General features: G+C 70.3%; 14 protein-coding genes. 7 read left to right on the top strand and 7 right to left on the bottom strand.

Going from position 1 to position 13,388, the window contains the following annotated elements; genetic code table 11:
- Window positions 1-2 precede the first annotated feature (2 nt).
- The 4 genes from coaD to M3149_RS15985 are packed head-to-tail and all read right to left on the bottom strand — an operon-like array spanning window position 3 to window position 3,841.
- Window positions 3-503, bottom strand: coding sequence for a pantetheine-phosphate adenylyltransferase (gene coaD, locus M3149_RS15970; protein ID WP_251710532.1), 501 nt, complete (start codon window positions 501-503; stop codon window positions 3-5).
- Between the two features lie 21 nt (window positions 504-524).
- The gene (rsmD, locus tag M3149_RS15975; RefSeq protein ID WP_251710533.1) at window positions 525-1,106 is read right to left on the bottom strand and encodes a 16S rRNA (guanine(966)-N(2))-methyltransferase RsmD; all 582 of its coding nucleotides are present in this window, start codon (window positions 1,104-1,106) and stop codon (window positions 525-527) included.
- A 9-nt stretch (window positions 1,107-1,115) separates the two neighbouring features.
- Complete coding sequence (locus tag M3149_RS15980; RefSeq protein ID WP_251710534.1) at window positions 1,116-2,459, bottom strand: M16 family metallopeptidase; 1,344 nt, start codon at window positions 2,457-2,459, stop codon at window positions 1,116-1,118.
- On the bottom strand, window positions 2,456-3,841 hold the full coding sequence (locus tag M3149_RS15985) for a M16 family metallopeptidase (RefSeq protein ID WP_251710535.1): 1,386 nt from the start codon (window positions 3,839-3,841) through the stop codon (window positions 2,456-2,458). The genes M3149_RS15980 and M3149_RS15985 overlap by 4 nt, the downstream gene beginning before the upstream one ends.
- Before the next feature lie 29 nt (window positions 3,842-3,870).
- Between M3149_RS15985 and ftsY the strand changes: the two genes are divergently transcribed.
- Complete coding sequence (ftsY, locus tag M3149_RS15990; RefSeq protein WP_251710536.1) at window positions 3,871-4,884, top strand: signal recognition particle-docking protein FtsY; 1,014 nt, start codon at window positions 3,871-3,873, stop codon at window positions 4,882-4,884.
- A 14-nt stretch (window positions 4,885-4,898) separates the two neighbouring features.
- On the opposite strand, the gene M3149_RS15995 is transcribed toward ftsY, so the two are convergent.
- From M3149_RS15995 to M3149_RS16005, 3 genes are all read right to left on the bottom strand, one after another.
- Window positions 4,899-5,111 carry a zf-HC2 domain-containing protein gene (locus M3149_RS15995; RefSeq protein WP_251710537.1) on the bottom strand — a complete coding sequence of 71 codons (213 nt, stop codon included), beginning with the start codon at window positions 5,109-5,111 and terminating at the stop codon, window positions 4,899-4,901.
- Complete coding sequence (locus tag M3149_RS16000) at window positions 5,108-5,680, bottom strand: sigma-70 family RNA polymerase sigma factor (protein WP_251710538.1); 573 nt, start codon at window positions 5,678-5,680, stop codon at window positions 5,108-5,110. Before M3149_RS16000 ends, M3149_RS15995 begins: the two co-directional genes overlap by 4 nt.
- Window positions 5,681-5,774: 94 nt before the next feature.
- A complete protein-coding gene (locus tag M3149_RS16005; RefSeq protein ID WP_251710539.1) occupies window positions 5,775-6,143 on the bottom strand; it encodes a hypothetical protein in 369 nt (122 codons plus the stop codon).
- A 151-nt stretch (window positions 6,144-6,294) separates the two neighbouring features.
- Here M3149_RS16005 and M3149_RS16010 point away from each other — a divergent pair, with 151 nt between their 5' ends.
- The 6 genes from M3149_RS16010 to M3149_RS16035 all read left to right on the top strand — a co-directional run bounded on the left by M3149_RS16010 (window position 6,295) and on the right by M3149_RS16035 (window position 13,388).
- Complete coding sequence (locus tag M3149_RS16010) at window positions 6,295-7,512, top strand: ABC transporter substrate-binding protein (protein WP_251710540.1); 1,218 nt, start codon at window positions 6,295-6,297, stop codon at window positions 7,510-7,512.
- A gap of 7 nt (window positions 7,513-7,519) precedes the next feature.
- Complete coding sequence (locus M3149_RS16015; RefSeq protein WP_251710541.1) at window positions 7,520-9,142, top strand: ABC transporter permease; 1,623 nt, start codon at window positions 7,520-7,522, stop codon at window positions 9,140-9,142.
- Window positions 9,139-9,771: an ATP-binding cassette domain-containing protein gene (locus M3149_RS16020; RefSeq protein WP_251710542.1), complete on the top strand. Its 633-nt coding sequence runs from the start codon at window positions 9,139-9,141 to the stop codon at window positions 9,769-9,771. The genes M3149_RS16015 and M3149_RS16020 overlap by 4 nt, the downstream gene beginning before the upstream one ends.
- Window positions 9,764-10,369 (top strand): CDP-alcohol phosphatidyltransferase family protein, encoded by a 606-nt coding sequence (locus tag M3149_RS16025; RefSeq protein WP_251710543.1) that lies wholly within the window; start codon window positions 9,764-9,766, stop codon window positions 10,367-10,369. Before M3149_RS16020 ends, M3149_RS16025 begins: the two co-directional genes overlap by 8 nt.
- A 77-nt stretch (window positions 10,370-10,446) precedes the next feature.
- The gene (locus M3149_RS16030) at window positions 10,447-12,618 is read left to right on the top strand and encodes an FAD-dependent oxidoreductase (protein WP_251710544.1); all 2,172 of its coding nucleotides are present in this window, start codon (window positions 10,447-10,449) and stop codon (window positions 12,616-12,618) included.
- Window positions 12,615-13,388 (top strand): DUF3047 domain-containing protein, encoded by a 774-nt coding sequence (locus M3149_RS16035; protein ID WP_251710545.1) that lies wholly within the window; start codon window positions 12,615-12,617, stop codon window positions 13,386-13,388. Before M3149_RS16030 ends, M3149_RS16035 begins: the two co-directional genes overlap by 4 nt.

Consider the following 13,388-nt stretch of genomic DNA (forward strand, 5'->3'; position numbering starts at 1 on the left):
CCTCAGGCCTGCAAAGGCGGCGGGTTGAGGCGTACCGCCACGGAAGGGTTCACCATGGCCGACACATCGCCACCGAGCTTGGCGATCTCGCGCACCAGCGTGCTGCTGATGCATTGCAGCTCCGCCTGCGGCAGCAGGAACACGGTCTCCACCCCGGGGTGCAGCTTGCGGTTCATGGCCGCCATCTGCGCTTCGTAATCGAAGTCGGTGATGTTGCGGATGCCGCGCACCACGGCCTGGGCACCCTGCTCGCGGCAGAAATCCATGATCAGCCCGTCGAAACGCAGCGCACGCACGCGCCCGGGCATGCGCTGCGCGGCCTCGCTCACCATGTCCAGGCGCTCGGCGAGGGTGAACAGCGTGCGCTTGTGGTGCGCCGCCGCCACCGCGACGATCACCTCGTCGAACAGGCCGGCGGCGCGCCGCACCACGTCCTCGTGGCCGAGCGTGAGCGGATCGAAGGTGCCGCTGTAGACGGCAATGCGTGGGGATGGCGCAGACATGGCCGGATTATCCCGCGCCGCTCAGGGGGCCGTCGGGCGCAGCAGGTGAAAGGCCACGGCGCCGGCGCGGCCGTGGCGGTGCAGGGCGAGGCCCAGCGCGGCCAGCTCGTCCTCGGCCCAGGGGCGCGGCGCCTCCAGGTAGACGAAGCCATTCGCACCGATGGCCTCGCGCGCCGCGCGCAGCGCGGGCTCGAACAGGGCAGCGGCGTCGAACGGCGGATCGAGGAACACCAGATCCAGCCCCTGCCCTGCCGCGGCACGCAGCGCGGCCAGACCGTCGCCACGTTGCACGCGCAGGGTTTCGGCCTTCAGCCGGGTGCGTGCGGCCTGCAGGGCGGCCACCAGCGCCGGATCCTGCTCCACCAGCAGCACCTCGCGCGCGCCGCGTGACGCGGCCTCGAAGCCGAGCGCGCCGCTGCCGGCGAAGGCATCGAGCACACGCCAGCCCGTCAAATCCTGCCCGAGCCAGTTGAAGAGCGTTTCGCGCACGCGCGACGGCGTGGGCCGCAGGCCCGGGCGATCGGCCACGGGCAGCTTGCTGCGTTTCCACTGGCCGCCCAGGAGGCGCACCTCCTGCGGCGGCCCACCGGCCTTGTGTTTCATGGGCCGAGCTTAACGCGCGGCTGCGGCCTCGCTGGCACCCACCACCACCGTGACCATGCGATCGGCGCGCAGAACCCGCTGCATCGCCCGGTGCACCTGCTCGCGCGTGAGTCGCTCGATCTGCGCCGTCCAGGTGTCGAGGTAGTCCAGCGGCAGGCCGTTCCAGGCGATGTTGGCCACGTTGTCGAGCAGCTTGCGGTTGCTGTCGATGCGCAGCGCAAAACCGTTGATCAGGTTGTCCTTGGCGGCCCGCAGTTCGTCGTCGGTGGGGCCTTCGGCCAGGAAGCGCGTCAGCGTTTCGCGCACCACTCGCACCGCCTCGTCGGCCTGATCGGGGCGCGTTGTCATGCCGATCTGGAACGCGCCCGCGTGGCGGCCGGGCGAAAAGCCACTGTAGACACCGTAGGTCAGCCCGCGCTTTTCGCGCACCTCGAGCGTGAGGCGCGCGGTGAAGCCGCTACCGCCCAGGATGTGGTTGCCCACCAGCAGCGCGAAGAAATCGGGGTGATCACGGGCGATGCCCGGCTGGCCGATGAGGATCTGCGCCTGCGCGGCCTTGAACGGCAGGCGCTGCTCGGCCGCCTGCGCCAGCGGTGCGACCTCGGGCACCGTGGTCAACGACGGGCAACCGTGGGGCGCGATCGCGCTCAGCAGCGGCTCGACGATGGCTTGCGTGGCGGCGCGATCGACCGCACCGACCACCACCACCTGCGCGCGGCACGCAACCATGTGCTGCCGGTAAAACGCCTGCATGTCGCTCACCGCAATGGCTTGCAGGCTCTCGGGCGTGCTGTAGCGGCCGTAGGGATGATCGCCGTACACCGCACGCGCAAACGCCTGCCCGGCCACGGTGGCGGGGCGGTTCTGCGCCTCGCGCAGCGCGGCCACGGCGCGCTCGCGGTCGCGCTGCCACACTGCCTCGGGCCAGGCGGGCGCCGCCAGTTGCTGTGCCGCCAGCGCCACTGCGCGCGGCAGGATGGCGGGGTCCGTGAGGCTGCGCAACTGCGCCGAGAAGCGATCGCTGCCGGCACTGATGCCGAACTGTGCGCCCAGGTCCACCCAGGCGGCCGAGAGCGCGTTCTCGTCGCGTGCGGGCTGGCCCGCGTGGGCGCGTACGCCTGCGCTCAGCAGGCTCGCGGTGGTGCCGGCCAGACCGGTCTTGCCCGCGGGCTCACGCCGGCTGCCCCCATCGACGTCGATCTGCACGTCAACCATCGGGATGCCCGGGCTGCTGACGAGATAAATGCGTGCACCGCTGGCGTGCGTCCAGTGTTCGATGGGGATGACGGCCTGCGCCCAGGTGGACCACGCAAACGCTCCCAGTGCCAGCAGGTGGCGTGCAATGCGGCTCATTTCGCGCCCTCCTTGGCGATGCCCTCTGCGGCTTCGGGCAACAGCAGGCCTGTGTTGAGCGTGCGCTCCGTGAAATAGCGTTGCGCCACCGCCTGCACCTGTGCCGACGTGACCTCGCGCAGCCGTGCAATCAGCTGCTCGCCAGCGTCCAGCGGCAGCCCGTTGATCCAGTAGCTGCCCAGCTCCTGCGCCTGTCCCATGATCGAGTCGAGCTTGTAGACCTCGCTCGCGGTCCACTGCGTCTTCACGCGCTGCAATTCCACGTCGCTCACGCCCTCGCGCGCGATGCGTTCGATCTCCAGCTTGAGCGCGGCTGCGGCCATCTCGGGGGTGACACCGCGCGCCGGAACGGCCGACAGCGTGAACACCTGCGGGCCGCGCCCGAGCAGGCCATAGCCGGCACTGGCGCTGTCGGCCACGCGCTTGCCCGCATTGCCCTGGCCCTGCACCAGCGCGCGGTCCAGCCGGGCACCGCTGTAGCCGTCGAGCACGCCCGCCAGCGCCGCCAGCGCCAGGGCGTCGCGGCTGGCCTCGTCGTCCTGTCCGCTGTATCGCGGTGCATGCCAGACCATCACCACCATCGGCTGATCGGTCACGCCGCGGTACACCAGGCGCCTGGGCCCCTGCTGCGCGGGCTCGGTACGGGGCTTGCGCGCTGGCACGGCACCCGCGGGAATGCGCCCGTAATGGCGCTCGGCCATCTCGCGCACGCGCTGCACGTCGACGTCGCCGGTGATCACCACCGCCGCGTTGGCGGGCACGTACCAGCGGCGGTGGAAGTCGCGCGCGTCCTGCGGCGTCATCGCTTCGATGTCGCTCATCCAGCCGATGACGGGCCGGCGGTAGGGACTCGCCTGCCACACCATGGCGTTGAAGGCCTCGAACATGCGCGCGCGTGGCGACTCCTCGGTGCGCTGACGCCGCTCCTCCTTCACCACGGCGATCTCGCGAGCGAACTCCTCGTCGCTCCAGCGGTTGGTGGCGAAGCGATCGGCGCCCAGGCGCATCACTTCTTCCAGGCGATCGGCCGGTACCTGCTCGTGATACGCCGTGGCGTCACGGCTGGTGAACGCGTTGAGCCGGCCGCCAAGCGCGGACACGCGCTGCGAGAACTCGCCCGGTTTGAGCAGTTCGCTGCCCTTGAACATCATGTGTTCGAGCACGTGCGCCACGCCGCTGGTGCCGTCCACCTCGTCCATGGAACCCACGCGCACCCACAGCATGTGCACCGCGGTGGGCGCGCGCCGGTCGGGCCGCACGATCAGCGTCATGCCGTTGGAGAGGGTGAATTGCTGCGCGGCCGGCGTGGCGGGCGGCGTCTGTGCGGGCGCCGGTGCCACCAGCGCGGCCAGGAGGGAAAAGGCGATCAGAAGTCGTTTCATAGAATGGACCAGATTCTCCTGGTTCAAAAATGTTCTCGTTCTTTCGCAAGAAAAGCCCCGCACCGGCGCCCGAGCAAGCCCCCGGCCAAGTTCCTGGCCAGGTGCCTGCCCAGGCGCCTGCCACCGACGTCGCTCCCGCGCCCGCACGCCAGGGCTGGCTCGACAAGCTGCGCGCCGGCCTGCGCAAGACCGGCGGCAGCATCGCCACCGTCTTCACCGGCACGCGCATCGATGAAGACCTCTACGAGGAGCTCGAATCCGCCCTGCTGATGGCCGACAGCGGCGTCAACGCCACCCAGCACCTGCTGGCCGACCTGCGCCGCCGCGTGAAGGACGCCAAAGCCACCGAACCCGCCGCCGTGAAGGCCTTGCTGGCCGACGCCATCGCCGACCTGCTCGCGCCGCTGCAAAAGCCCCTGGTGATCGGCGAGCACAAGCCGACGGTGATCATGGTCGCGGGCGTCAACGGCGCGGGCAAGACGACCTCGATCGGCAAGCTGACACGCCACCTGGCCGACGAGGGCGCCAGCGTGCTGCTGGCCGCAGCCGACACCTTCCGCGCCGCAGCGCGCGAGCAACTCGCGGTCTGGGCCGACCGCAACACGGTGGAGATCGTCACGCAACAAGGCGGTGACCCGGCCGCCGTGTGCTTCGACGCGGTGAGCGCCGGCAAGGCGCGCGGCAAGGACGTGGTGCTGGTCGACACCGCGGGGCGCCTGCCCACGCAGCTGCACCTGATGGAAGAGTTGCGCAAGATCCAGCGCGTGGTGGCCAAGGCCGAACCCACGGCGCCCCATGAAGTGCTGCTGGTCATCGACGGCAACACGGGCCAGAACGCGCTCGCGCAGGTGCGCGCCTTCGACGATGCGCTCAAGCTCACCGGCCTGGTGATCACCAAGCTGGACGGCACGGCCAAGGGCGGTGTGCTGTGCGCCATTGCGCGCGAGCGGCCGGTGCCGGTCTATTTCATCGGCGTCGGCGAAAAGCTCGAGGACCTGGAGACCTTTGACGCGCGCGAGTTCGCGCAGGCACTGCTGAGCTGAACACGGCCCTTCGCTCAGTCGAGCGAATCGTCCGCGTAGTGGCGCCAGTGGCCCATGGCTTCGCGCATGGCCAGCACCTGCCGCTCGAAGCGCGGGCAGGCCTCGCAGATCGCCAGGTGCAACCGCAGCCCGACGCGATCCGTCCACGGCAGGGCACGGTCCTCGCGTGCGATCAGCAGCGCGGACACTTCCTTGCAGGTGCGGCGAAACGGGTACAGCGGCTTCATGGCGTTCGGGGGCGGGCAAACCAGTTGAGCTCCAGGCATTCGCGCAAGCGCAAGCGCGCCCGGTGCAACTGAACATACAAATTGGTCGGCGTCAGCGAGAGGGTCTTACAGATCTCCTCGCTGGACAACTCCAGCCACCCGCGCATCAGGAACAAACGCCCCTGCGCGGGCGGCAGTTGGTCGGTGCAGGCTTCGAGCACCGCCAGGAACTGGCGCGTGCGCAGGTCCTGCTCGGGGTTGCCCCAGTCAGCAGGCGCTTCCATGAAGTGGCCATCGGCGTGGAAAGCCATGTGCTCCAGCGGGTCGGCCTCGTCGTCCTCGCCCTGACCGAGCGCCACTTCGCGCCCCTGCACGCGCAGCAGGTCCACCACCTTGTGCTTGAGGATGCCCACCAGCCAGGTCTTGAGCTGCGAGCGTCGCTCGAACGCCTGCGGCTTCGCGATCGCCGCCAGCACGGTCTCGGACACCGCGTCCTCTGCCCACGTCTCGTTGCGCAATTGCAGCCGCGCGAACTTCAGCAGGTAGGGCCGCAGATCGGCGACTTCCTTTTCGAATGGCGTGGGCGTCATGGGGCGGCAGTGTACTGACGCGGGATGTCGCACCGACACCCGTTCGATCCAGCGACCCGATGCCGCGCCCGGTCGCTGTGACGGGATGTTGCGCTCAGTTGCCGCGACCGGGACCACCGCCTCCCGGACCACCGCCGGGGTCCGGCGCCGGAAACACCCCCGGCCCGCGGCCGGGCGGCGGCGCTTCGGGCAGCGTGATGCCGCGCTCCCGGGCGCGCTGCACCATGCGCTCATGATGTTCCGCGCGGATGCGCTCCCGCTCTTCGTTCGTACGCGCGGCGCGCATGCGTTCGCGGTACTCGTTGCGTTCGGCCGGCGTCATCATCTGGTAGCCGTACATGTCCTGGTCCCGCAAGGTCTCGCGGGTGCGGTCCTGCGTCTGGTCGCGGGTCTGATCCTGCGCCAGCGCACCTGCGCCGATCAGGGCCGCCAGCAGTGCGGTGGTGAGGGTGTATCGGTTCACGTTGCATCCTTTCAATGGGTCGCATTCCAAGTCGAGCGCGGGGCCATCCCCGCGTCCTCACAATCTCGCCCCAGGCACTGCCGGCGTGTTTGCGCCAGCACAAGTTCGATGACGGGGCGCGGTCGATCCGCGTCCACCACCCGAGGCACGCATGATTGAAGACACGCCGATGCGGCGACGACACCTGCTGCTGGCGACGGGCGCCTGGCTCGCAGCACCAGCACTGCAGGCGCAGGGCGCCAGGCCCGACTGGCCTTCCATCGAGCGGGCCGCGCGCGGCCAGACGGTGTACTGGAACGCCTGGGGCGGCAGCGAGCAGACCAATGCCTACATCCAGTGGGTGGCGCAGTCGGTGCAATCGCGCCACGGCATCCGGCTGCAACACGTGAAGGTGGCTGACACCGCCGACGTGGTGCGCCGCGTGCGGGCCGAGAAAGCCGCAGGCCGCGGTGTGGGTGAAGGCACGGTCGACCTCGTGTGGATCAACGGCGAGAACTTCGCGGCCATGAAGCGCGAGGGCCTGCTGTTCGGTCCCTTTGCCGAGCAACTGCCCAACTTCCAGTGGGTCGACGTCGAGGGCAAGCCCACGGTGCGCAACGACTTCTCCGTGCCCACCGACGGTTTCGAGTCACCCTGGGGCATGGCGCAGTTCACCTTGTTTGCGGACAGCCGCCGGCTGGCCACGCGTCCGCAAAGCATGCAGGCATTGCTGGCGCTGGCGCGCGCGCAGCCCGGGCGCATCACCTATCCGCGCCTGCCCGACTTTCATGGCACCGCCTTCGTCAAACAGGCGCTGGTGGAGCTGGCCCCCGACACCGGCGCGCTGGCCCGTCCAGTGAGCGAGGCCGCACTGGCCGAGCAGGCCGCGCCGCTGTGGCGATTTCTCGACGCGCTGCGTCCGCACCTGTGGCGTGGCGGCCGCCAGTACCCGGCCAGCGGTGCCACGGTGCGCCAGATGATGGCCGATGGGGAATTGCTGCTGGCCATCACCTTCAACCCGAACGAGGCGGCCGGCGAGATCGCTGCGCGGCGCTTGCCCGACAGCGTGGTGAGCTGGCAGTTCTCACGCGGCACGATCGGCAACACGCACTTTGTCGCCATCCCATACAACGCGCGCGCCAGCGCGGCAGCGCAGGTGGTGGCCAACGTGCTGCTCTCGGCCGAGGCGCAGGCCCGCAAGGCCGACATCGCGCACTGGGGCGACCCGACCGTGCTGGACATCGAACGCCTGCCCGCCGATCAGCGGGCGCTGTTCACCGGGCGACAGCGGCCTGGCCAGGTCACCGAACCAGCGCCCACGCTGCCCGAGCCGCACGCCTCCTGGGTGGAGCCGATCGAGCGCGAGTGGCTGCGCCGCCACGGCGCGTGAAAACGCGATGAACCGCCTGCTGGCCCTGGCTCTGCTGGCGGTGGTCGGCCTGCCGGTTGCCGCAGCGGCGTTGGCCGCGCTGGCCAGCGCGGCGCAGCCCGCCGCCTGGGCAGACCTGCTGCTGCAGCCCGCGCTCGGCCGGGCAGTGGCCCACACGCTGTGGACCGGCCTGTGCGCCACAGCGCTGTCGTGGTGGTTGGCCGCTGCGCTCATCTCGCGTGCCTTCGTGCAGTGCAGCCTGCAGGCCTTGCTGCGCCACGTGCCGGCCATGCTGGCCATGCCGCACGCGGCGATGGCCATCGGCCTGGTGTTCCTGCTCTCGCCCAGCGGCTGGCTGATGCGCGCCGTCTCGCCCGGGCTCAGCGGCTTCGAACTTCCGCCGCCCTGGCCCACCACGCAGGACCCGTGGGGCCTGGGTCTGATCCTCGCACTGGTGCTCAAGGAGGTGCCGTTCTTCCTGTGGACCGCGGCCACGCAGTTGCAGCGCGCCGATGTGGCAGCGCGCTGGCAGGCCGAGCACGCGCTGGCGCAGACACTGGGCCACGGCCCGCGGCGGGCGTTCTGGCGCGTGGTCTGGCCACAGCTCGCACCGCGCCTGCGCTGGCCCTTGCTCGCAGTGTTGGCCTATGGGCTCACGGTGGTCGACATGGCGCTGGTGATCGGCCCGGCCGCGCCGCCCACGCTGGCGGTCCTGGCCTGGCAATGGCTGGGTGACGTAGAGCCCGCCACGCACGCACGTGGAGCCACCGCGGGGCTGCTGCTGCTCGCACTGGTGCTGCTGTGCGCCGCGCTGTGGGCCGTTGCCGCCGCTTTCGCGCAGCGCTGGCGCGCCACGCCCGGCACGGCGGGCAGACCCGAGCACGCCGTCTCGCGTCTGGCGCCTGGGCGACGCGCATTGGTCGGGGTGTACTCGGTGGTCATGGCCGCCTTGCTCGTGGGCAGCGTGAGCGGTGTGTGGGCCTTCCCGGCCTTCTGGCCGCAAAGCCTGAGCCTGGACGCGTGGGCCTCGGTCGCGCGCAGCAGCACCACGGTGGGGCACACGCTGTGGCTGGCGCTGGCGAGTTCGGCCCTGGCGCTGGCCTGGAGCGTGGCGTGGCTTGAATGCGCGCCGCGCCGCTGGGACAACGCCGCGCGCGCGCTTCTCTACCTGCCGATCCTGCTGCCCGCGGTGCTGTGGGTGGTGGGGCTGTACCGGGTGGGGCTGTGGCTGCGCTGGGAGGGCAGCGCCGCCGGGCTGCTGCTCGCGCACACGACGATGGTGCTGCCCTATGTGCTGATTGCGCTGAGCCCGGCCTACCTCGGCTTCGATCCGCGCTACGCGCAACTCAACGCCAGCCTGGGCCATGGGCGCTGGCGCCTGCTGTGGCAAGTGAAATGGCCGCTGCTCAAGCGCTCGATCGCGGCCAGCGCGGCGGTGGGATTCGCGGTCAGCGTGGCGCAGTACCTGCCCACGCTGTATCTGGGCGCGGGCCGCTTTGCCACCGTGACCACCGAGGCGGTGAACCTCGCGGCCGCCGGTCAACGCTCGCTCACCGCGGCCTACGCGGTGCTGCAGTTCACACTGCCGGTGCTGGGCTTTGCGCTGGCGGCCTGGGTGGGGCGGCCGCGCCGCTTCAGAATCGCGGCATGACGCTGACGGTTCACCTCGAACGCCTGGGCACGCCCGAGCGCTCTTTCCTGCAATCGCTGCACCTGTCGGTCAAGCCGGGGGAGATCCTCACGCTCATGGGGCCCAGCGGCTGCGGCAAGAGTTCGCTGCTGGCTGCCATTGCCGGCACCCTGGGCGAGGGCATTCGTTTCGACGGCTCGGTGCATCTCGATGGCGAGCCGATCGACCAGTTGCCCACGCACCGACGCGGCGTGGGCCTGCTGTTCCAGGACGACTTGCTGTTCGCCCACATGAGCGTGGCCGAGAACCTGCTCTTCGCGTTGCCCGCGGGGCCACGGGCGCCGCGCGATGCCGCGGTCCAGGCGGCGCTGGCAGAAGCCGGCCTGCAGGGCCTGGGCGAGCGCGACCCGGCCACGCTCTCGGGCGGGCAGCGCGCGCGCGTGGCGCTCATGCGTGCGCTGCTGGCGCGCCCGCGCGCGCTGCTGCTGGACGAACCATTCTCGCGCCTGGATGCCGCGCTGCGCGAGCAGGTGCGCGGCTTCGTGTTCGAACACGCGCGCCAGCGCGCCATTCCCGTGTTGCTGGTCACGCACGAACGCGACGACATCGCCGACCCGGCGCGTGTGATCGATCTGGGCCAGCATGCTTGACCGCGCCATCCAGCAAGGCCTGCGTTCGCTCTTCACGCGGGCCGCGCGGCAACTGGTGAGCCTGGGCATCGGCGCGGACGCGTTGAGCTGGACCGGCTTCGCGTTCGGCATCGCTGCCGCGGTTTGCATCGCCTTCTCGCAGTTCCACGCTGGCCTCGCGCTGCTGCTCGCCTCACGCCTGATGGACGGGCTCGACGGTGCGGTGGCGCGCGCCACCACACCCACCGACCGCGGCGGCTTCCTCGACATCACGCTCGACTTTTTGTTCTACGCCGCCATCCCGCTCGGCTTCGCGTTCGCCGACCCCGCCGCCAACGCCCTGCCCGCGGCCGTGCTGCTGGCGAGCTTCATCGGCACCGGCAGCAGCTTCCTCGCTTTCGCGGCCCTGGCCGCGCAGCGCGGCCTGCAGGACTCGGCCCTGCCCGGCAAGAGCTTCTACTTCCTCGGCGGCCTGACCGAGGCCACCGAGACGATCACGGCCTTCGCGCTGATGTGCCTGTTCCCGGCGTGGTTCCCGGTGATCGCGGGTATCTTTGCCGGCCTGTGTGCGATCACCACCGTCACGCGCCTGGTGTGGGGCTGGCAGCGTCTGCGCTGAACGAGCCGGGCACACGCTGCGTTTGCAAGATTTCCAACGGCAAAGCGACCCATCCGCATCCCCACCGAAGCCCTGTCGTGACCCTTCGCAAAACCTTGCTGCTGCTGACCCTGGCCAGCGCGCTCGCGCTCTTCTGGGCCTTCGATCTCGGCCGCTTCCTGAGCCTGGAGCAACTCAAGGCCAGTCAGGCCGGGCTTGCAGCGCTCTACCAGCGCCACCCGTGGCAAGTGGCGGGCGCCTACTTCGGCATCTATGTGCTGGCCACGGCACTCTCGCTGCCGGGGGCGGTCCTGCTCACGCTGGCCGGTGGCGCGCTGTTCGGCCTGCTCTGGGGCACGGTGATCGTGTCCTTCGCGTCCAGTGTGGGGGCGACGCTGGCGTTCCTGGCCTCGCGCTTCCTGCTGCGCGATGTGGTGCGCGAGCGATTCGGCCGGCGCCTGGCCGAGATCGACCGCGGTCTCGAACGCGACGGCGCGTTCTACCTGTTCACGCTGCGGCTGATTCCGGTGGTGCCCTTCTTCCTCATCAACCTGCTGATGGGCCTCACGCGCATGAAGACCCTGACTTTCCACGCAGTGAGCCAGGTCGGCATGCTCGCGGGCACGCTGGTCTATGTGAACGCGGGCACGCAGCTGGCGCGGCTGGATTCGCTGCAGGGCATCCTGAGCCCGGCGCTGATCGGCTCGTTCGTGCTGCTCGGCCTGTTCCCCCTGATCGCGCGCCGGCTCGTCGCCGCATGGCAGCAGCGCAGGGCAACTGCGCGCTGGCGCGGCGTGCGCCCGCGCCACTTCGATCGCAACCTCATCGTCATCGGCGCTGGCGCGGGCGGGCTGGTCACGGCCTACATCGCGGCCGCCGTGAAGGCGCGCGTAACGCTGGTGGAAGCGCACAAGATGGGCGGCGACTGCCTCAATTACGGCTGCGTGCCGAGCAAGGCGCTGATCCGCAGCGCGAAGCTGGCGCACCAGATGCGCCACGGCGCGCGCTACGGGCTGCACGACACGGAACCGGTGCTGTCGTTTCGCGCGGTGATGCAACGCGTGCGCGACGTGATCCGCGACATCGAACCGCACGACAGCGTGGAACGCTACACCGGCCTCGGGGTGGAGGTGCTGCAGGGTCACGCTCGTCTGGTCGATCCATGGACGGTGGAGATCGCGCTCAACGGTGGCGGCACACAGCGGCTCACGGCGCGCAGCATCGTACTGGCCACCGGTGCGCGGCCCTTCGTGCCACCGCTGCCCGGCATTGAGCAGGTGGACTGCGTCACCAGCGACACGCTCTGGGACCGCTTCGCCGCGCTCGACCACCCGCCCGCGCGCCTGGTGGTGCTGGGCGGCGGGCCGATCGGCTGCGAGCTCGCACAAGCCTTCGCGCGCCTGGGCTCGCAGGTCACGCTGGTGGAGATGGCGCCGCGTCTGCTGCTGCGCGAGGACGAGGACGTGAGCGCTTTCGCCCTGAAGACGCTGCAGGGCGACGGAGTACAGGTGCGCACCGGACAACGTGCGCTGCGCTGCGAGCGCAATGGCGAGGAAGATGGCGGCACCCAGTGGCTGGTGGTCGACAACGCCGGCCGCGAGGAACGCATTGCCTTCGACCACCTGATCTGCGCGGTGGGACGCGTCGCGCGGCTGGAGGGTTTCGGCCTGACCGAGCTGGGCATTCCCACCGGGCGCGTGATCGAGACCAACGAATACCTGCAGACGATCTACCCGCACATCTACGTGGTGGGTGACGCAGCGGGACCGTACCAGCTCACCCACGTGGCAGCGCACCAAGCCTGGTACGCCGCGGTCAACGCGCTGTTCGGCGAATGGCGCCGCTTCAAGGTGGACTACCGCGTCATCCCCTGGACAACCTTCATCGACCCCGAGGTGGCGCGCGTGGGACTCAACGAGCAGGAAGCGCGCGAGCACGGGCTTGCGTTCGAGATCACGCGCTTCGACATCGGCGAGCTTGACCGCGCGATCGCCGACAGCGAGGCGAGCGGCTTCGTGAAGGTGCTCACCGAGCCGGGCAAGGACCGCATCCTGGGCGTGACCATCGTGGGTGCGCACGCCGGTGAACTGCTGGCCGAGTACGTGCTGGCCATGAAGCACGGGCTGGGGCTCAACAAGGTGCTCGGCACGATCCACACCTACCCCACCCTGGCCGAAGCCAACAAATACGCGGCTGGCACGTGGAAACGCGCCCATGCGCCGCAGGGCCTGCTGCGCTGGGTGCAGCGCTACCACGACTGGAAGCGATGAAGCACACGCGCAACCATGGCCCGCGCTGTGCGCTGCTCAGCGCCTTGCTCGCAGGCGGCTTGCAGGCACAGCCACTGCCGGCCGAACTGCCGCCCCTGCTGGACACCGGGGGCGGACTTGCTGCGCCATGGCGTGTGCTGGCGTACCCCAAGGCGCACCGCCAGATCCCGCCCACCCGGTTCGTACCGGGCACGCGCGACGGTATGCGCGGTGTGCAGGTGATCGCCGATCGCTCGTACGGCACGCTGGCCCTGTCGCTGCCGCCCACGCCGCCCACGCCGCCGATACCGCTGCAATGGCGCTGGCGGCTCGAGCGCCCGCTGGCGCTGGGCGCCGACGCGCCCGATCTGTTCCAGAAGGCGGGCGATGACGCCGCACTCAAGGTCTGCGCGATGTTCGATCATCCGATGGAGCGCGTGCCCTTCTTCGAGCGGCAGGTGCTGCGCCTGGCGCGCAACGCCGCTGGCGAGGCGTTGCCGGCCGCGACCGTCTGCTACGTGTGGGACCAACGCCATGCGCCGGACACCGAGGGCGACAACCCCTACAGCCGCCGCGTGCGTTTCGTGGTGCTGCGAGGCCGCGACGACGCCACCGGCCGATGGGTGAGCGAGCAGCGCGACCTGGCCGGTGATTTCCTGCGGCTGTTCGGCGATGAACATCCCGCCGGGCGGCCCGCGCCTGCGCTCACGCAGCTCGTGATCGGTGCCGACGCCGACAACACCGCCTCCAGCAGCGAGGGTTGGGTCGCCGACGTGCAGTGGGCGCGCTGA

The organism is Hydrogenophaga intermedia, assembly GCF_023715105.1.
Lineage (GTDB): Bacteria > Pseudomonadota > Gammaproteobacteria > Burkholderiales > Burkholderiaceae_C > Hydrogenophaga > Hydrogenophaga intermedia_A.

Bases quoted from the DNA above. Each gene is read 5' to 3' on its own strand.
- coaD (WP_251710532.1), bottom strand. From the start codon at position 503: ATGTCTGCGCCATCCCCACGCATTGCCGTCTACAGCGGCACCTTCGAT.
- rsmD (WP_251710533.1), bottom strand. From the start codon at position 1,106: ATGAAACACAAGGCCGGTGGGCCGCCGCAGGAGGTGCGCCTCCTGGGC.
- M3149_RS15980 (WP_251710534.1), bottom strand. From the start codon at position 2,459: ATGAGCCGCATTGCACGCCACCTGCTGGCACTGGGAGCGTTTGCGTGG.
- M3149_RS15985 (WP_251710535.1), bottom strand. From the start codon at position 3,841: ATGAAACGACTTCTGATCGCCTTTTCCCTCCTGGCCGCGCTGGTGGCA.
- ftsY (WP_251710536.1), top strand. From the start codon at position 3,871: ATGTTCTCGTTCTTTCGCAAGAAAAGCCCCGCACCGGCGCCCGAGCAA.
- M3149_RS15995 (WP_251710537.1), bottom strand. From the start codon at position 5,111: ATGAAGCCGCTGTACCCGTTTCGCCGCACCTGCAAGGAAGTGTCCGCG.
- M3149_RS16000 (WP_251710538.1), bottom strand. From the start codon at position 5,680: ATGACGCCCACGCCATTCGAAAAGGAAGTCGCCGATCTGCGGCCCTAC.
- M3149_RS16010 (WP_251710540.1), top strand. From the start codon at position 6,295: ATGATTGAAGACACGCCGATGCGGCGACGACACCTGCTGCTGGCGACG.
- M3149_RS16015 (WP_251710541.1), top strand. From the start codon at position 7,520: ATGAACCGCCTGCTGGCCCTGGCTCTGCTGGCGGTGGTCGGCCTGCCG.
- M3149_RS16020 (WP_251710542.1), top strand. From the start codon at position 9,139: ATGACGCTGACGGTTCACCTCGAACGCCTGGGCACGCCCGAGCGCTCT.
- M3149_RS16025 (WP_251710543.1), top strand. From the start codon at position 9,764: ATGCTTGACCGCGCCATCCAGCAAGGCCTGCGTTCGCTCTTCACGCGG.
- M3149_RS16035 (WP_251710545.1), top strand. From the start codon at position 12,615: ATGAAGCACACGCGCAACCATGGCCCGCGCTGTGCGCTGCTCAGCGCC.